At 70.7% G+C, this 18290-nt stretch carries 12 protein-coding genes and 3 pseudogenes; 11 read left to right on the top strand and 4 right to left on the bottom strand.

Going from position 1 to position 18290, the window contains the following annotated elements; all coding sequences use genetic code 11:
* Positions 1–326: 326 nt before the first annotated feature.
* Together ACWGJB_RS49050 and ACWGJB_RS49045 are read left to right on the top strand one after the other, a co-directional pair.
* Positions 327–863, top strand: coding sequence for a phosphoribosyltransferase family protein (locus tag ACWGJB_RS49050; protein ID WP_453386511.1), 537 nt, complete (start codon positions 327–329; stop codon positions 861–863).
* A gap of 128 nt (positions 864–991) precedes the next feature.
* A pseudogene (locus ACWGJB_RS49045) lies at positions 992–2441 on the top strand (NF041680 family putative transposase).
* A 323-nt stretch (positions 2442–2764) separates the two neighbouring features.
* Here ACWGJB_RS49045 and ACWGJB_RS49040 read toward each other — a convergent pair.
* Positions 2765–3961: a S53 family peptidase gene (locus tag ACWGJB_RS49040; RefSeq protein WP_453386510.1), complete on the bottom strand. Its 1197-nt coding sequence runs from the start codon at positions 3959–3961 to the stop codon at positions 2765–2767.
* Between the two features lie 259 nt (positions 3962–4220).
* Here ACWGJB_RS49040 and ACWGJB_RS49035 point away from each other — a divergent pair.
* Positions 4221–4490: pseudogene (locus ACWGJB_RS49035) on the top strand (hypothetical protein); the annotation flags it as partial.
* Positions 4418–5580 (top strand): IS3 family transposase gene (locus ACWGJB_RS49030; RefSeq protein ID WP_453386509.1). Its coding sequence is split into 2 segments (ribosomal slippage): positions 4418–4702 and positions 4705–5580, totalling 1161 coding nucleotides; the frame shifts between segments, so codons are not numbered across the junction. The pseudogene ACWGJB_RS49035 and the gene ACWGJB_RS49030, both read left to right, overlap by 73 nt.
* 188 nt (positions 5581–5768) lie before the next feature.
* On the opposite strand, the gene ACWGJB_RS49025 is transcribed toward ACWGJB_RS49030, so the two are convergent.
* Complete coding sequence (locus ACWGJB_RS49025) at positions 5769–6194, bottom strand: hypothetical protein (RefSeq protein ID WP_453386508.1); 426 nt, start codon at positions 6192–6194, stop codon at positions 5769–5771.
* Positions 6195–6437: 243 nt separating this feature from the next.
* Complete coding sequence (locus tag ACWGJB_RS49020) at positions 6438–6710, bottom strand: hypothetical protein (protein ID WP_453386507.1); 273 nt, start codon at positions 6708–6710, stop codon at positions 6438–6440.
* Here ACWGJB_RS49020 and ACWGJB_RS49015 point away from each other — a divergent pair.
* From ACWGJB_RS49015 to ACWGJB_RS48995, 5 genes are all read left to right on the top strand, one after another.
* Complete coding sequence (locus tag ACWGJB_RS49015) at positions 6682–7620, top strand: transposase family protein (RefSeq protein ID WP_453386506.1); 939 nt, start codon at positions 6682–6684, stop codon at positions 7618–7620. The two genes, ACWGJB_RS49020 and ACWGJB_RS49015, sit on opposite strands and share 29 nt — an antisense overlap.
* The gene (locus tag ACWGJB_RS49010) at positions 7617–8309 is read left to right on the top strand and encodes an SDR family NAD(P)-dependent oxidoreductase (protein ID WP_453386505.1); all 693 of its coding nucleotides are present in this window, start codon (positions 7617–7619) and stop codon (positions 8307–8309) included. The genes ACWGJB_RS49015 and ACWGJB_RS49010 overlap by 4 nt, the downstream gene beginning before the upstream one ends.
* Positions 8310–8531: 222 nt before the next feature.
* Positions 8532–11519: an ATP-binding protein gene (locus tag ACWGJB_RS49005; protein WP_453386504.1), complete on the top strand. Its 2988-nt coding sequence runs from the start codon at positions 8532–8534 to the stop codon at positions 11517–11519.
* A gap of 113 nt (positions 11520–11632) precedes the next feature.
* Entirely contained in the window at positions 11633–11824 is a 192-nt protein-coding gene (locus ACWGJB_RS49000; protein ID WP_453386503.1) for a hypothetical protein, read from the top strand.
* 51 nt (positions 11825–11875) lie between these two features.
* The gene (locus tag ACWGJB_RS48995; RefSeq protein WP_453386502.1) at positions 11876–15799 is read left to right on the top strand and encodes a kelch repeat-containing protein; all 3924 of its coding nucleotides are present in this window, start codon (positions 11876–11878) and stop codon (positions 15797–15799) included.
* Here the strand turns inward: ACWGJB_RS48995 and ACWGJB_RS48990 are convergent.
* Entirely contained in the window at positions 15748–16434 is a 687-nt protein-coding gene (locus tag ACWGJB_RS48990; protein WP_453386501.1) for a DUF4232 domain-containing protein, read from the bottom strand. The two genes, ACWGJB_RS48995 and ACWGJB_RS48990, sit on opposite strands and share 52 nt — an antisense overlap.
* Before the next feature lie 366 nt (positions 16435–16800).
* Between ACWGJB_RS48990 and ACWGJB_RS48985 the strand changes: the two genes are divergently transcribed.
* Positions 16801–17688 carry an SCO6745 family protein gene (locus tag ACWGJB_RS48985; protein ID WP_453386500.1) on the top strand — a complete coding sequence of 296 codons (888 nt, stop codon included), beginning with the start codon at positions 16801–16803 and terminating at the stop codon, positions 17686–17688.
* 195 nt (positions 17689–17883) lie between these two features.
* Positions 17884–18195: pseudogene (locus tag ACWGJB_RS48980) on the top strand (IS110 family transposase); the annotation flags it as partial.
* Positions 18196–18290 lie beyond the last annotated feature (95 nt).

The raw sequence follows: 18290 nt of genomic DNA, 5'->3' as shown, positions 1-18290 counted from the left end.
GATCACGCCGGGAGGCTGCCCTCATCACCGCGCAGACAGTTCTCGATGTCATTCGTTGGAGGGGCGGTCCGCCAAGACCGCCCCCGACGCACCATTAGCCCACTACACTCCGGACGATGCCTCTGACCAGGCCAGATAGCGAAACGCTGCTGGAGTACTAGCCGTTCGCCAACGCGCCACAGCCTCCACCATGTCATGGCTGCATCAGGAACAGGCACTGACCTTGTTCTTGATCTACGGGCTCAGGTCGGTGTCGTGAGAGTCAGGATGGCGGGGTGGTCGTTAATGGTTTGCTGTGTTGTTCGGCGATCGGAAGACTTCCACTCATGCCTTCGACTGCACGTGACCTGACGCTTGAACACTTCCGGTGGATTGGTGGTCACGCGGATGTGTGGGCGATCTTTCGGGATGCCAAGGCCCTGGCCACGGTGGTCGCCGCTCTCGTTGAACCGTTCCGGGATGACCAGATCACAGCAGTCTGCGGAATCGAGTCGCGGGGATTCCTTCTGGGCGGTGCCGCGGCCGTCGAACTCGGCGTCGGCTTCGTTCCCATCCGCAAGGGCGAGGGACTCTTCCCAGGCGACAAAATCGTGCGTCAGTCGTCCGCCGACTACCGAAACCTTCGTCACACGCTGCGACTCCAGCGATCCTCGATGGGGTCGGGAGACCGTGTTCTGCTGGTCGATGACTGGATTGAGACCGGAAGCCAGGCTGCGGCCGTCCGGAGCATGGTCGAGGAGTGCGGGTCCACCTGGGTGGGATGCAGCGTCATCGTCGATCAGCTCACCGGTGCGCCGAAGAACGCCCTCGGGGCGATTCGAGGGCTGTTGACTGCGCAAGAACTCCCACCGTGCGAGTCATGAGTTCAGCTTCCCGACGTCGAACCGATCTCGAACTTGAGACAAGTTTGCGCAGTTCAGCGGACGTGGGGGCGACCTTCGTCTGATCATGTGCTCCGGCCAAGGTGCACGTGACCGAGACGAAGGCCGTGATGGTGAGTCTGCTGTCTGATGCTGTCCGGACGGAAGCGTTCGCGGAGGCGTCACGCTTCCGGGGCGCCTTCTACGCATGTCTGACCGCCCAACGCAACGAATTGTTCGAGTTGGTGGACGCGGTGCTGTGTGCGGACGGTCCGGTGAAGTCGCCGGTGGATCTGACGCTGGTGCCCGAACACCGCCGTGGTCACGGCGCGTTGCACGGCGCTCTCAACCGTGGCGGGATTGATGTCGACCGTCTACGGACGGCGCTGGCCGGGTTGCCGCTGCCACGTTTCGAGGGCGGGCGCCTGGTGCTTGCGGTCGACGTGTCACCGTGGCTTCGCTCTGACGCTCCGTGCTCGGACCAACGGCTGTTCTGTCATGTCTACGGGCGGGCGAAGTCCGCGTCGCAGTTCATCCCGGGCTGGCCCTATTCGTTTGTCGCGGTCCTGGAGTCCGGTGCCACGTCGTGGACCGGGATCTTGGACGTGGTCCGGCTCGGGCCCTCCGACGACGCGACCGCGGTCACCGCCGCCCAGCTGAGGGCCGTGGTGGAACGGCTCGTCGCGGCCGGCCAGTGGCAGCCCGGGACCCCGGACATCACGATCGTCATGGAAGCCGGCTATGACGTCACCCGCCTGGCCTGGATGCTGCGAGATCTTCCCGTCGAGTTGGTCGGCCGGATCCGCGGCGACCGGGTTATGCGCCTGCCGAAGCCGCCCCGCGTCCACGACCCCAAGGGCGGGCGCCCACCCAAGCACGGGCCCGAGTTCCGCTTCGCCAAGCCTGAGACGTGGCCCGAGCCCTCCGTGGCCACGGCTACCGACACCACCAACTACGGCAAGGCCGAAGCGCAGGCGTGGGACCGGGTCCACCCGCGGCTGACCCACCGTTCGGCCTGGCTGGAGCACGACGGTGAACTCCCCATCGTCGAGGGCCCCTTGATCCGCCTCAAAGTCGAGCACCTCTCCAAGGTGCGGGAGGCGCCGCCGGTATGGCTGTGGTCTTCGAAGGCCGGAGCCGCCCCGGCGGACGTGGACCGCTGGTGGCAGGCGTTCTTGAGGAGATTCGACCTGGAGCACACCTTCAGGTTCGGAAAGCAGACGCTCGGCTGGACCACTCCGAAACTGCGTACACCCGAGGCAGCGGACCGCTGGACCTGGCTCCTGGTCGTCGCGCACACCCAGCTCAGGCTCGCCCGGCCGCTGGCCGCCGACCTCCGTCGACCCTGGGAGAAGCCGACCAGGCCCGAACCCCTCACCCCGGCCTGGGTCCGCCGGGGGTTCAGAAACATCCGAGCCCACCTGCTCCGCCCGGCCCGTGTTCCCCAACCTCGTGGCACCGGTCCCGGACGGCCCCCCCGGGACCAAGAACCGCCGTCCCGCACCCCGCTACGACGTGGGCAAGACCGTCAAACGCCCCGAGACCCTCAAGGCCATCGGCAGACCTGGAAGATCCTGGTAGATAAAGAACAAGCTCAGAAGCTGTGTCTGAGGCCTACATGACAAGTTCACCCAGAGCGTTGCTGCGGCGAAGCAGGGGGGCCGTACTGGAAGCTGACGGCACCCCGGGCAGGGAGTTTGGGAACTCCTTGAAACCCGTTCTGGGCATAGCCATCATTCCGGACTGGGCATCGGGCGTCGCCACGACGCTCTTCCGAACGGTGCCGTCAGCAACCCCGGCAAGCCTCACCGCTCTGAACTGCGTAAAGAGGATGTGAAAAAGCTGCCGGGCCGCGGGCGGGAAGCCGCCTGCGGCCCGGCAGTTGGTGCGAGAGGTGCGGTGGATCAGAAGGCGCCGGTGCCGTTCGGGGTGCCGAGGCCGGTGGGGCCGTCCCAGCCGGCGCGGGCGTTGCACCACTGGGTGGTCGGGCAGCTGCCGTTGCTGCCGGAGGTCACGTCGTAGAGCGACGTCGCGTGTGTGTAGGGGTAGTTGTTGTCGATCGAGCCGGTGTTGCCGGCCAGCCCGTAGACCGAGGCGATGATCGGGGACGACACGCTGGTGCCGCCGAAGACCAGCCAGCCGGACAGGCCCTGGTACGCGGTGCTGTCGTAGACGGCCACGCCGGTGGCGGGGTCGGCGACCGCGGAGACGTCCGCCTCGGCGCGGTTGGCGCAGCCGGTGCCGAAGGAGGCGGCGCCGCTGAGCGCGGCGTTGTACGCGGAGCAGCCGCTGCCGGCGCCGCTCCACGCGGTCTCGGCCCAGCCGCGGCTGCTGGTCGAGGTGGTGAGGTGGGTACCGCCGACGGCGGTGACGTAGTGCGAGGAGGCCGGGTAGCTCGCGCCGTAACCGCTGTCACCGGAGCTGGCGGTCACCGCGATGCCCGGGTGGTTGTAGTACGAGCCGTAGGTGGCGTCGGAGGCGTCGGAGCCGCCGTAGCTGTTGCTGATCGCCACCACGCCGGAGGTGGCCGCCGCACGGTTCACCGCGGCGCCCAGATTGGCGAAGGACGAGGAGCTGGCCTCCACCAGGAGGATGTGGCAGTTGGGGCAGATCGCGGAGACCATGTCGACGTCGAGCGAGATCTCCTGGGCCCAGCCGCCGTTGCTGCGGGGGTATTTGGTGCCGCCGTTCTGGTCGACCTTCTTGAAGCAGCCGTTGGCCGTGGTGCAGGCCGGCAGCCCGAACTGGCTGCGGTAGACGCCCAGGTCGGCCTCGGCGGTCGGGTCGTCGTACGCGTCGACGATCGCGACCGTCCGGCCCGAACCGGCCGTGCTGGACGGCAGGTTGTACGCGGACTGCAGACTGGAGGGTCCATAGCCGGAGGGCGTGGCGTTCGGGGCGACCGACTTCAGGGGGGTGAGGTCGGTGCGGACGATGGCCTTGCACGCCGCGAACCCGGCCTTGGCGGTGGCGCAGGAGTGGGCCGGCGCCTTGACGCTCGGCGTGGCCGCGGCGTGGGAGGCCACGGCGGGGCCGAGGACCGTGAGCGGGATCGCCGCAAGGGCCGCGGCTATGGTCAACAGTCTTGCGCGCAGCTGCATATGGGTCTCCTTGGGGTGTGGAGATCAGCGACGGCGCAAGCGTGCTGGAACGGCAGCTGAACGGAAAGCCATGGAATATTAAAGACAGGACTCGTTCATGTTTCCTGCCTGCATGAATGGTGATTCGAGGTGCGAAAATCTGACATGCGCATGTGGGGTTTGGGTATCCGAATCCAAGGGTGACTGCCTGCTGCCGCGCTGGTGACGTGGGGTCAGTTCCGCGGCGTGCTGGTGACTCGGGGTCAGTTCCACGACGTGACGGCATTTCGTCTTGTTGCCCAAGCGCTGGGTGGTTGAGCGGTCGAATTCGTGGACGATGCGGGCCCGCCGCAACGCGCGGGACTATGAACGCCTCATGTCCCACGCCGAAGCCCACGTCCAGTGGGCAGGTCTGCTGCACGATCGGGTGACATCTGAACTGGCTTGCCCTCTGGGGCGGGTGGGAAGGATGTCGCTGTGCCCAAGCCTTATCCGGAAGAGTTCCGCGAGGATGTCGTGCGGGTCGCGAGGAACCGTGGCCCCGGCGTGACGGTCGAGCAGGTGGCCGCCGATTTCGGAGTGCACGCGATGACGCTGTGGAAATGGATGCGCCGCGCGGACATCGACGACGGGACAAAGCCCGGAACGACCAGCCAGGACAACGCGGAACTACGGGAAGCACGCCGGCGGATCAAGCTGCTGGAGCAGGAGAACGAGGTCCTGCGCAGGGCCGCGGCCTACCTGTCGCAGGCACATCTGCCGGGAAAAGGATCTACCCGCTCGTGAAAGAGCTGGCCACGGGCGGAATTCCCGTTACGGTCACGTGCAGGGCCCTGAAACTCGCCCGCCAGCCCTACTACCGCTGGCTCGAACGTCCCGTGACCGATGCCGAGTTCGAGCAGGCCACACGCGCGAACGCGTTGTTCGACGCGCACCGCGAGGATCCGGAGTTCGGCTACCGATTCCTGGCCGACGAAGCCCGCAGCGCGGGATCCGGCATGGCCGACCGGACCGCGTGGCGCATCTGCCGGGACAACAACTGGTGGAGCGTGTTCGGCAAGAAGCGCGGCCGGGGCAGGAAGCCCGGCCCGCCGGTGCACGACGACCTCGTCCGCCGTGACTTCACCGCGACCGGCCCGAACCGGCTGTGGCTCACCGATATCACCGAACACGCCACCAGCGAAGGCAAGTTGTATCTCTGCGCGATCAAGGACGTCTTCAGCAAGAGGATCGTCGGCTACTCGAGCGACTCGCGGATAAAGTCCCGCCTGGCCGTCACAGCCCTCAACAACGCTGTTGCCCGGCGTGGACACGTCGACAGGTGCATTCTGCACAGCGATCGCGGATCTCAGTTCCGGTCACGGAAGTTCGTCCGGGCGCTCGACCGGCACCGGATCGTCGGCTCGATAGGAAGGGTCGGGGCGGCAGGCGACAACGCGGCCATGGAGTCCTTCTTCAGCCTGCTGCAGAAGAACGTCCTCGACCGCCGATCGTGGGCCACCCGCGAGGAACTGCGGATCGCGATCGTGACCTGGATCGAGAGGACCTACCACCGGCGCCGCAGACAAGCCGCACTCGGCCGGCTGACCCCCATCGAATTCGAGACCGTCATGACCACACCGGCCCTCCAGACCGCGTGACCGAACCTGTCACCCCAACCTGCGCCAGACCCGTTGAAACCAGGGCCACGGACGGCAAGCCACTGCAGACGAGGAACGTGACCTCGCGGCCCCGACCCGGCCGCCACCCCCGACCCGCTGTCGCGGATCCGCGACAAACACCCGCCCAGCCTGTGCGAATCCCGGGCGAGCAGGCCGCCCGGCATCCTTCATGCGCAGCCGTCAGCCGAGCTCCGTTCCCCGATCACAACGACGACCACCACCACCAGGATCACGACGAAGAGCACCGCCACGATCAGCAGCGCCGCATCAAGCGCCTCCCGCCAGGCCGGGCGCTTCCGTACGAGGTGGAATCCGCCAACGCCCAGGAGCAGCACGACCACCGCCACCAACACCACCGCCCCGAGCTGGTTCCACGTCACCGCCGACGGTGCCTTGCGCAGCGCGGTCACCACCGCCAGCACCACGATCGCCAGGAGCACCACCGCCGCAATCTTCAGAGCCGTCCCGATCGGCGCGCGCCAGTCCGGGCGCCGCCGTCCGACGAACAGCCCGGCAGCCACACCGAACGCAGCCACCACCAGCAGGAACAGCCCCAACTGCGGCCAGGTCACCATCACTTGATCCACGTCCACTCGAAGCAGGGTGAAGCCGTGGCCCCTCGCGCATCTCGCGCCCGGGCGTCGCGCCGCCGCACAGCGCAAAACCCGCCTCTGCGGACAGAAACGGGCTCACGACGTCGCCGTACAAGGCGCCCGGACGGGATCCGGGCCGCCGACGGGCGCGATGCCGCAACGAGCGGCGGGAAACGGGGGCCATCAGCGGCCGAACAGGCGGCAGACAGGGCCGTCGAAGTCCCACAGGACATCACGGTCCGGTCAGTTCAGCGGCAGGCACCGGACCTTCACCTTGGCCGGGGCCGTGCCGCCGGACACGTTCACCTTCACCGGGAGCTTGCCCACCAGTGCCGTCTTCGCCGTGGAGGCCGTGCCGGCTACGGGCAGGACGCTGTCGGTTGCCGTCGGCCATTCGACCGGCTTCTTCAGTTTCGCGGCGGTGCGGGAGGCGGCCGCTCGGGCGGGATCGCTGTGGGCGACCTTCGTGGCCTTGTAGGGCACGGCGGTGCCGTTCTTCACGTCGGGTGCGTTCACCGTGTGGTGTCCGTGCCGCTCGGCCGCCCAGACCGCCGGGCTGATCGCTGAACTCGATGCTGAGGTGGGGCCGTTGTGGCACGAACAGCATCAGTCACGTCTGGCGGCTCGGCCGCGGCGGCGAGCTGTAGGAGCCGGTGCGAAGCACAGGTTCGTCTTCGTCGACCGACTGCTGGCCACGTTGGTGAGCCTGCGTCATGGCACCACGCATGACGTACTGGCCTGCTGGTTCGGCGTGGACCGCTCCACTATCACCCGCGCCATCGGCGAGGTCCGGCCCCTGCTCGCCCAGCGGGGCTGCACCGTCGCGCCGGGCATCCGGCTGGGTACTCTCGCCGAGGTCGTCGAGTACCTGGGTGCCGGCGGTGAGACCGGGATTATCGACGGCACGGAGATCCGTGTGCGCCGCCCGGCCGCCGGCAGCAAAGACCGGGACAAATTCGTCTCCGGGAAGACCAAGCAGAATGCTGTGAAGACCATGGTCCTCACAAACACCGAGGGGCGTGTGCTGTTCTGCAGCGCGGTCCGGCCACGCAGCTGTGCCGACATCACCCAGGCCCGACAACTCGGACTGGCCCCGCTTCTGGCCGACAGCCCGTTCACGGAGATCCTCGCAGACGCCGGCTACCAAGGCATGGGCGCACAGACCGGCGGACGCGTGGTCACACCTCCCCATCGCAAGTTCAAAAAGAATGCTCCCACCTGGTACGAGGAACGGCACGAACAGCAACGCAAGGCGCACTCCTCACGACGCATCCGCGTCGAGCACGGCATCGCCCACCTGAAGAACTGGCGGGCACTCGCCCGCCACCACGGCAGACGCGAACACATGAGTGACATCGTCCAAGCCGTCGCCGGACTGCTCACACACCAGCAGACCGCCACCCTCGACGACGCCCTGCGAGCGTGAACGCCGACAACGTCACGCACCTCGACGTGCCACGGCCAACCGTGCACGAGGTCGTTAGGGAAGCGCTCAGCGCGGACCACCACGCATCCGGGAGACGAGGATCTTCGATCACAAGAGCGGCTTGCCCGACAGGCGATCTCTCGGACCCGGCCGACGCCCGTACGGTCGTCGACGCCGTTCGCGCGCGCTTCGGCCGCATCGACGTCGTCTCCTACCAGCCGCTGACCTCCGGAACCGGCTTCACCCCGGCCGCCGAACTGGACGCCGCCCGCCTGGCACCGCTGGTCAACCTGTTCCTGCTGACCCCGGTGGAGATCGCCCACGCCGTCCTGCCCGAGATGACCGAGCGCGGCGACGGCGGCTTCATCGTCACCGGCGGGTTCACCGCGGCCGACCCACAGCCGTACATCAGCGGCATCGGCCCGGCGATGGCGGCTGTCCGCAACTTCGTCCACTCCCTGCACGGCGAGGTCGCCGGCGCCGGTGTCTACGCGGGGGTGGCCACGCTGGCCGCGCTGTTCAAGGGCAGCGAAGCCCACGCGGCGATGTCGCCCGAGGACCTGGCCGCCGTCACCGGCGGTGCCACCGGCCTGCACGTGCTCGACCCCGACGACCTCGCCGAGACCTACTGGCAGCTCCACACGAAGCGGGACCGGGTCGAGTACCGCTTCCCCGGGGCCGAGGGGTGAGGTGGTAGTGCCCCGCCTCCCCGGTTCGCGGCCGGGGACATCGGCGCGGAACGGGTTTCCCTGCCGTGAACTCTTCCACCACGCCCCCACCAGCCTGTAAGCAGGAGCGAACAGGAACCACGGCTCCTGCGGCGGGCGTCCGGACGGTGTTGCCGAGACGACCGGCACAATGTGTCGACCGTTCACCCGGGCACCGGGTCACCGGGCGTATCGGAGGCGGAGATGAGCACGACGGAGAGGGCCGGCGCGTCGCGGCGCCGCAACGACCTCGCCGTACCCCGCCTGGTCGGCCGTGACCAAGACCTGTCGGCTCTCGACCGGGCGCTCGACACGCGAGCGGGCCTCGTCGTGGTCGCGGGCGAGGCGGGGATCGGGAAGACCCGGCTGATCCACGAACTGCTCCTGCGGCGCGGGGGCACGGCGCTCGTCGCGGTGTGTCCGCCGTTCCGGGAGCCGTACACGCTCGGCCCGATCGTCGACGGCGTGCGCCGGCTGGCCGAGGACGTGTCCGCTTTGCCGCTCAGCGGACTGGCAGGGGCGTTGCGGCCAATCTTCCCGGAGTGGGCCAGGCAGCTGCCGGCCGCGCCGGAGCCGCTGCACGACGCTGCGGCGGCCAGGCACCGCCTGCTGCGCGCCCTCGTGGAACTCATCGACGCCCTCGGTGTCGGGTTGCTCGTGGTGGAGGACGCCCACTGGTCCGACGACACCACGCTCGAACTCCTGCTGTTCCTCCAGGCCAGGCCGGAGCGCCACCCTCGACTCGTCCTCACCTACCGGCCCGAGGACGTCCGCCCGGAGTCCCTGCTGCGCCGGCTGGTCACGCAGAGCAGAATCACCCGGCTCGAGCCGGAAACGCTGGACACCACCGGGACGGCGGAGCTGGTCTCCTCGATGCTCGGCGGGGAGCCGGTCTCGATGGAGTTCGCCGCGTTCCTGCATGACCGCACCGACGGTCTGCCGCTCGCGATCGAGGAGTCCGTCCGGCTGCTCTACGACCGCGCCGACCTGGTCTGCGAGGACGGCGCCTGGCTGCGTCGCGATGTCGCCGAGATGGACGTACCGCCCAGCATCCGCGACGCCGTGCTGGAGCGGACCTTCCGGCTGGGACCGGCGGCCGGGGCGGTGCTCGCCGCACTGGCCGTGCTCGAAGGGGAGCGGACGCCGGCACTCGTCGCCGAGGCCGCCGGAATACCGCTGCACGAGGCGGAGGACGGTCTCGCCGAGGCCCTCGCCGGCGGGCTGCTTCACGAGGACCGCGACGGCCGGGTGGGATTCCGTCATGTGCTGGCCGCGCGCAGCGTCCATCACGCGCTCGGCGCCATGGAACGCGCCCGTCTCCACCGCCGCGCCGGCGAAGCCCTGGAACGGGAGCCGGTACGCAGTGCCGCCGAGCTGGCCCGGCATTTCCGGGCGGCCGGCGACACGGAGCGCTGGGCGGCCCACACCGAGCAGGCGGCGGACCACGCGATCCTGTCCGGCGACCCGCGCACGGCCTTCGGGCTGCTCCAGGATCTGCTGGCCGGCGGCGCGGTGCGGGGCGCGGCGGTGTCCCGGCTGGTGCAGCGCATGCCGCTGTACGCCGCGCCGGGCAACGCGCCGCTGCGCGAACTGGTCACCGTGCTGGGCGCGACGGTCAGCTCCGATGACCTCACCGGTGCGGAACGCACCACGGCCGGCTGGCAGTTGGCCCGGTTGATGTTCCATGTCGGCGACATGGAGGCCGCTTCGGCCGAGATGGAGCGTGCCGTGCCGGGGCTGGTACGGGACCGGCCGGTCGCCGCGGTGCACGCGATGATGATGCTCGCCCGGCCGCTCGCCACCGCGCACCCGGCGGCACATCACCGTCGCTGGCTGGAGCGGGCCGGCCGGCTCGCCGAAGACATGCCCGATCCGACGGCCGCCGAGCGGCTGGCTTTCGCGACGGACCACGCCGCCACCCTGCTGGCCCTCGGCGACCCTGCCGGCTGGGCGGCGGCACGGGAGCTGCCGGCCGAGGGCGACACACCGGGTGAAGTGCTGCAACGTGCGCGGGGGTTCGCCAACCTCGGTGAGGCGGCGATGCTGTGGGGCCGCTACGGCGATGCCCGGCGCTCGCTCGACGCGGCCGCCGCCCTCGCCCGGGAGCACCAGTACCTGCGCCTGCGCGACCTCGTCGGGGCGAGCCTCGCGCACCTCGACTGGCTCACCGGCGCCTGGCCGGGACCGCTGGAGTGGGCGGCCCTGGCCGTCGGTTCGCAGGAGCCCGTACCGCGGACCGACGCACTGCTGCTGACCGGGCTGCTCGCCTCCGCCCGCGGTGAGCACAAGGAGGCACTGGCAGGGGTGCGCGCCGCGATCGCGATCGGGCGCCCGCGCGGCCCGGCCGACGGGTCCCGCGATCCGTCGGCCGTGCTGGCGCGGCTGGCGATCGCCGCCGGCCGCCCCGGCGAGGCGCTCACGGCCACCGAAGCCGCCTGGCGGCTCGTAGAGGCCAAGGGACTGTGGCTCTGGGCCGCCGAGGTCGTCCCGCTGCGGGTCCGCGCCCTGCTGGACGCCGGACGAGTGGCGGAAGCCGCCGATGCCGCCACGGCGTTCATGGCGGGGACCCGCGGGCTGGACGCCCCAGTGGCCACAGCGGCCAGCCACCTGAGCGCGGCCCTGCTCGCCCTCGCCAGCGCGGACACCACCCGCGCACGCACCGCCCGCGCCGACGCCACCGGCGCACGTCCCACCCCCACCGACCTCACCCGTGCCGCCGCGCTCTTCGAGCAGGCGGCTGCCGCCTGGGCCGCACTTCCGCGGCCGTACGACGCCCAGTCGGCCCGCGAGGAGGCGGCCCGCTGCCGGCTCGCCTCGGGCGAACGGGACCGGGCCGTCGCCGAGTTGCGGGACGTGTTCACCGAGTTCACCGCGCTGGGCGCGACCGGGGACGCGGACCGGGTGCGGCGGCTCCTCGCGGACGCGGGCGTACGGGTCGGGGCGCGGGTGGGCAGGCCCGGGTACGGCGACCGGCTCTCACCACGCGAACTGGAGGTGGTGGGCCTGCTGGTGGAGGGCCTGACCAGTGCGCGCATCGCCCGCCTCCTCGGGCTCTCGCCCCGCACGGTCGAGAAGCACGTCCACTCCGCGATGCGCAAACGGGGCGCCGCCTCCCGCACCGCGCTCGCCGTCGCCGTGGTGGAGTCCGGTGACGTACCGCTGCCGGGGGGGGCAAGCCCCGGCCACCGCTGATGACCGGCTGACCGCATAGCGGACACGTGAGTTTCCCGGGTAGTTCTGCGCATTGCCCACCTCTCGCCGCACGGCATTCACTGCTTGCTCTGGGACAGAACGGAGCAGCCGCGATGACTTCTGGCAACGGCGACGACCAGTCCGGCGAAGAGCCGGCGGCCGACTCCACGGACGCTTCCCCCGACGGTCGCGTCAAGGACTCCGGCGACGGTGAGGACCCCGCCGCCGATCCGGCCCCGGAGACGAGTGCGGACCGGCCGCGTGCGTCACGGCGGAAGCCGGGCGTGGAGTACCGGCCGGTCTGACCAGAGATCCCACCCGATTCGGCCTGGCCGACGTACCTCCCGAGAAGAGCGATGCACAGACGAATACGCACATGGGCAGCCGGGCTGGCATTCGCCTGCGCGGCGGCGTCCGGCCTGGCGGCCGTCGCGCCTGCGCAGGCGGCACCCACCCCGGCCGACGGCGGCTCGCGGAGCACGGCGGCCTACCGGCCCGCCGGCTGCGCGGTTCCCGTTCCGGTCTCCGAGCGCAAGAGCAAGTCCCCGTACGCCACGTGTGACCTCATGGGTGTGACGAACAGTCACGGACGCCTGGCCGCAGGCGCGTCCGCCCCGCCCGCCACCGCCGTCACCCCCGCCGATCTCACGGCCGCCTACGGTCTGCCGAAGGGCGGCGCGGGCCGGACGGTCTCCGTCGTGGACGCCGGAGGTTACGCGACCGCCGAGGCCGACCTGGCCGTCTTCCGCAGCACCTACGGTCTTCCCGCGTGCACGACGGCGAACGGCTGCTTCACCAAGCTCGACCAGGACGGCGGCCGCAACTACCCGGCCGAGGACGCCGAGTGGTCCATCGAGACCGCGCTCGACCTCGACGCCATCTCCTCCGTCTGCCCGAGCTGCCGCATCCTGCTGGTCGAGGGCGACTCGCCGGCCGTGGCCGATCTCGGCCAGGCCGTCGACACCGCCGCCGCCCACCACCCCGTCGCCATCTCCAACTCCTACGGTGTCTCGGGCGAGGGCAGCGTCGCGGCGTTCGAGCACTACTACGACCACCCCGGTATCGCGGTGACCGCGTCGACCGGCGACCGGGGCAACGTCGTCAACTGGCCCGCCTCCAACGGCGATGTCGTCGCCGTCGGCGGAACGACGCTGACCCGCGACGGCTCGGCCGCCCGCGGCTGGACCGAGGCGGCCTGGGACTCGGGCGGCTCGGGCTGCTCGCGCATGGAACCGCGCCCGGCCTACCAGCAGGGCATCGACACCGGCTGCGACAACCGCGCCACTGCCGACATCGCCGCGGACGCCGACCCGTCCACCGGTCTCGGCGTCTACAACTCCAGCGCGGTGGGCGGCTGGGCCCAGTACGGCGGCACCTCGCTGTCGGCTCCGCTCGTCGCCGCGATGTACGCCCTCGCCGGCACCCCGACGCCCGGCACCTACCCGGTCACCTACCCCTACGCCGACACGAACGCTCGCGACCTCACCGACGTCACGGCGGGCTCCGACGGATTCTGCGGCAACCAGCTCTGCAACGCCCGCGAGGGCTGGGACGGCCCGACCGGCCTCGGTACCCCCCTCGGCGTCGGCGCCCTGCGCCAGGGGCCGCACGGTCTGGTCACCGGCGTCGTACGCGCCGACCGCGCCCACACGTCCCCCGGACCCGTCGAGGGCGCCTCGGTCACGGCCACCGACCCGGACGGGCGCACCTACACCGCCACGACCGACGCGTCCGGCCGCTTCACCCTGGCCCCGGCACCGGGCTCCTACACCCTGACCGTGGCACGGTTCGGCTACGCCACGGCCACCACCGGGCTGAAGGCCGCCGACGGGCGCACCTCGCAGGAGAACCTCACGCTGCGCGCCCTGCCCACCCACGTCGTCTCCGGCACCGTCACCGACGCGTCGGGGCACGGGTGGCCGCTCGGCGCGACGATCACCGTCGACGGCTACCCCGGCGGCGGCGTCCACGCCGACCCGGCGACCGGCCGGTACGCGGTCCGCCTGCCGGACGACGGTAAGTACACACTCCGTGTCTCGACGGCCCTGGCGGGATACGGAACCGCGGACGACAGCGTCGCCGTCGGCACCCGCGACGTGCGCCACGACCTGTCCCTGCCGGTGGACGCGAGCACCTGCGCCGCACCGGGCTACCGCTTCGGCTACAAGGGCACCACGACCCACTTCGAGGGCTGGTCGGGCGCCGCACCGCAGGACGGCTGGACCGTGACCGACGACAGCGGATCCGGGGTCACCTGGCGCTTCGACGACCCGGGCGGCACCGGCAACGACACCGGCGGCAGCGGCCAGTTCGCCGAGGTCGACTCCTTCGACGCCGGCAGCGACACCCACGAGACGACCACCCTGGTCTCGCCGCCGCTCGACCTGAGCGGCGACGCCACGCCCATCGTCTCCTTCGACAACGCCTTCGTCTCACCCCGCTACACCTCCGACGCCTATGCCGAGGTCAGCGTCGACGGCGGCCGGACCTGGACCTCGGTCTGGCACATGGCCCGCACGATCTCCTTCGCTCCCCAGGCCGTCGCGATCCCGCAGGCCGCCCGGCAGAGCGACGTGCGGATCCGGTTCCGGTACAACGCCGTCCACTCCTGGTACTGGAAGGTCGACGACGTCTTCATCGGCGACCGCACCTGCGACACCGTCCCGGGCGGCCTCGTGGCGGGCACGGTCGCCGACGGCAACACCGGCAAGGCCCTGTCCGACGCCACCGTCGGTCTGGCCGGCACCCCGGCGGCGACGACGGCCGAAGGCGCCTACGAACTGTTCGCGCCCGCCTCGGCCGCCGACGCGTCGGGCCGGACCGCGCTGGGGGTGAGCGACGGCGCGTACACGGCGGCCTCCGCCAGGATCCGCGTCGCCCGCGACCAGGTCACCACGCAGGACTGGCGCCTGGGCGCCGGCCGGATCGGCGTCCTCGGCGACCCGCTGCGCGTCACCCAGCCGCTCGGCCGTACGACGACCCGGACGGTGACCCTCCGCAACACCGGGTCCGCGCCCGTCCGCGTCGTCCTCGACCCGCAGGACGGCTCGTACACTCCGGACTCGCACCCGGGCGGCCCGGACACGTCCGCCGCCGGCGCACGGGTACGGCACGTCGGCGGCGACTTCACCCGCGGACCGCTGCTCGCCGGTGCCGGCCGTGGGACCGCGACGGCGGCACGCTCGACCGGCACGGACACCACGGCCGGTGGTGCCGCGTGGACGACCGCCGACGCCCTGCCCGCGGAGGTGATGGACAGCGGCTCGGTGACGCTCGACGGAAAGCTCTACGCCTTCGGCGGCACCGACGGGGCGAACATGCAGTTCAAGGCATACGTCCACAACCCCGCCACCGCGGGTGGCTGGCGGCGGCTGGCGAACATGCCGCAGGCGCTGGAGAAGCCCGGGGTGGAGGCGATCGGCGGCCGGATCTACGTCGTCGGCGGCTGGGACACCACCGGCGCGGCCTCGGCCGCCGTGTACCGCTACGACCCCGTCCACGACGCGTGGTCCTCGGCGGCACCGCTCCCCTCGGGAGTGGTCACCGGCGGTACAGCCGTGCTCGGCGGCCGGCTCTATGTGGTCGCCGGCTGCGGCGGCAACTGCGACCCGGTCTCGCAGGCGACCTACGTCTACGACCCCCGTACCGACTCCTGGAGCCGCGTGGCGGACTACCCGGTGACGGACTCGTGGCTCTCCTGCGCCGGAATCGGCGGCCAGGTGGTCTGCGCTGGCGGCACCGATCCGGTCAGCGGCGCGGAGTCGGCGGCGGCCTACGCCTTCGACCCGGTCACCGGCGTGTGGACCGCACGGGCCGAACTGCCCCACCCGGTCTGGGGGATGGCCTCCGCCTCCTCGGGCGGGCGGCTGCAACTGGTCGGCGGTGTCAGCGGTGGCCGGATGACCAACCAGGCCGAGGAGTACGACCCGGTCACCGACTCCTGGTCGGCGCTGCCCGCGGCGAACACGCTGCTCTACCGGGGCGCCGGTGCCTGCGGCCTGTACGTGGTCGGCGGCGCGGACTCCGGCAACCGTCCCGTCAACGGCGTTCAGCGGCTGCCGGGGTACGGCGACTGCGCGAGTTCCGACGCCGCGTCCTGGCTGTCGGCGCCGCACACCCTCGCCGTCGCGCCCGGCGCCGCGGTGAAGGTGCGGATCACGCTCGACGCGGGCGAGGTGCACCGGGCGGGCACCTACACGAGCGGGCTGACCGTCGCCACCGACTCGCCCTACGACGTCCCCTCGCTCGCGGCCACGATGCGGGTGACCGGCACGCGCTGACCGGCGCCCGCCGGCCGGCGCGCACGGGCCTGTTCGGCACGTGAGCAAATGGCCGGCAGCGGCCGGAGGGAGACGTCCGTGAGCTTGCACTCGTCGGCGGAGAAGCCGGACCGGCCGTCGGGCGCGCTGACGTCCGCGGTGGCGTGGCCGTTCGGGAGCAGGGTCACCGTCGTCACGGAGGTGCCGCTGTCACGGGTGGCGGCGTTGCCGATCTGGGCGCCGTCACGACCGCGGAAGGAGACTCCCGGGAAGCCGCTGTGCGTGCAGGGGATCGCGCCGGTGTTCTGGAAGACGAGCTGGAAGTGGGTGGTGCCGGCGCCGGAATCGGGGTTCTCCGCCGCGACCTTCAGGTTCGAGGCGGCACACGCCCCCGGGCCGCCGTCGCTTCCGGATCCCTGGTCCTGGCCGGCGGAGCGGCCGTTCGACGTGGAGGACGACGATCCGTCGGCGGCGGCCCGTCCGCCCGTCGAGGAGGTGCCCGACGAGGCGTCGGCGCCGGCCGCCGCCGAAGAGCCGCCGGAGGAGGCGCCGTCGGTCCCCGGGCCGCACGCGCCATTCCGGTCAGGGCAAGGGCGAGAACAGGCAGGGCGCGGCGGGCGGTCGTGGCCTTCATGGGCGAATCCGTTTGTGGTCACTCAGGGCCCTGACCACTCCGTCACCCCTCTCGGCAGGAGTGCATACTCCCATCCGCCGCTGTCACCACAGCCCGGGCCGAACAGTGTGCTGGTCCCCGAGATTGCGGCTATCTTCGTGGTCTGCACGCCTCCATCAGGCTGCCGAGGCCCGCGCATCATGCAGGTCCCCAGCCGGGCCCGCATCAACACGGTCGTGTGTCGCGGCTGGATGTGTACCGTGCTCTGGAGAACTGGTTACAGGGCGGTAGTCGTCGGAGCCGCCCTTCGATAACATACCGACTAGACGGTACGTTCAAATGTGTCCACGCACCGTCGTGTGCTCGATGAACTGCAACATTTCATCCGCCTCAGGACGGCGAACCACTCATGACGCAGAACACGGACCGCGACAGTCTGGCCCTCGCTCGCCAGACCTGGAGAACTCTCGAGCCCTACCACGGGGCCGTCTACTTCTCACCCGAAGCCGCAAGTCGGTACGCCGAGTTGGGTGTGGACCCCAGGACGGGGTATTTCGCCTCCCGCTCCGCCGCGCTCGGCGCCGCTCCGGCAGATCTGGTGATCGCCACATTCTACAACTTCAATCCCGAAGTGGTGCGCCAAGCAATGTCGGCGGCTCGAAAGGCCGCCACACCGCAGCAGTTCGCCGCCGCCCGACTCGCTGGGATCGATGCCACGCTCCGCCGTGTACTCGGCGCGGACGTCTCCTCACCAGAGCTGGCCCGTGCAGCCGAATTGGCCCGCATCGCCGCTGAAGTGACCGCGCGTCACCCACAAGGGCGTCCCCTCTTCGCCGCGCACGCCGCACTGCCGTGGCCGAGTGCACCCCACCTCGCGCTCTGGCACGCGCAGACCCTGCTGCGGGAGTTCCGTGGCGACGGTCACGTGGCGGCACTTCTGACTGCCGGACTGAGCGGGCTCGAGGCGCTCGTCTTGCATGCCGCCACCGGCGACATCGACGCAGCGGTGCTGCGCGACTCGCGGGCATGGTCGCCGAAGCAGTGGGGGCAGGCCGTGCAGACCCTGCGTGAGCGTGGGTGGCTCGACGACGACCCCCACCTGGCCCTGACCGAGGACGGTACGCGGTGCAGGGCCGAGATCGAGCAGACCACCGACAGGCTGGCCGCCCTCCCCTACACCGCGCTCGGCCCTGCCGCCTGCGCCGAACTTCGCTCACTGGTAAGGCCGTTCAGTCTTGCACTGGCCAAGGAGCTCCTGCCGTGGGCAGTCGACCGACTCAGCGAAGAGAGCGCATGAACGAACGCCCCGAGGTCGGGAACACTCCACGGCGGGTCCATCTCGCCCCCATTGCCTCTTCCACGACACCGCAATGGAGCCTCCGACCTTCGGGCCAGGCAGGCTTCACCCGGGCCGGAAGAGGTCTCTGTAACGTGGATGTGGCAGCTCGTGCCCTGCCAGGGCCGGACGAAAGCGTGACGGAGAGGCCTGCACGTGATCGACACCGGCGGCATCGACGTCTTCCTCGGCCTGGACGTCGGCAACGGCGAACACCGTCACTCCAGTCGGGACGAAGGCGTTCGACAGGCGCCTGCCCAGGACCGAACCCAAACTCCGCGGGCTTCAGCACGCTCCGGGCCAAGCACGGAACGGTGCTGGTGGTGGTCGACCAGCCGGCTTCGATCGGGCACTGCGCTGACGGTTCCGAGGGACATGGTCCGCCCGATCGCTTATCTGCCAGGGTTCACGATGCGGCGGATCGTCGACCTCTACCTGGGTGAGGCCAAGACGGACGCGAGGAACGCGCTTACTGATCATTTCAGAATGAGTTCGCTTGTGGGGCTTGGCAGTTGGGTCTCAGGGCGGCAGAGTTCTGCAGGTGTCAGATGATCTTGTGCCTG

The organism is Streptomyces sp. NPDC054813 (assembly GCF_053611365.1).
The sequence above is the reverse complement of the archived record's forward strand: the minus strand, read 5'-3'. Positions and strand labels throughout refer to the sequence as shown.

Bases quoted from the DNA above. Each gene is read 5' to 3' on its own strand.
- ACWGJB_RS49050 (WP_453386511.1), top strand. From the start codon at position 327: ATGCCTTCGACTGCACGTGACCTGACGCTTGAACACTTCCGGTGGATT.
- ACWGJB_RS49040 (WP_453386510.1), bottom strand. From the start codon at position 3,961: ATGCAGCTGCGCGCAAGACTGTTGACCATAGCCGCGGCCCTTGCGGCG.
- ACWGJB_RS49005 (WP_453386504.1), top strand. From the start codon at position 8,532: ATGAGCACGACGGAGAGGGCCGGCGCGTCGCGGCGCCGCAACGACCTC.
- ACWGJB_RS49000 (WP_453386503.1), top strand. From the start codon at position 11,633: ATGACTTCTGGCAACGGCGACGACCAGTCCGGCGAAGAGCCGGCGGCC.
- ACWGJB_RS48995 (WP_453386502.1), top strand. From the start codon at position 11,876: ATGCACAGACGAATACGCACATGGGCAGCCGGGCTGGCATTCGCCTGC.
- ACWGJB_RS48985 (WP_453386500.1), top strand. From the start codon at position 16,801: ATGACGCAGAACACGGACCGCGACAGTCTGGCCCTCGCTCGCCAGACC.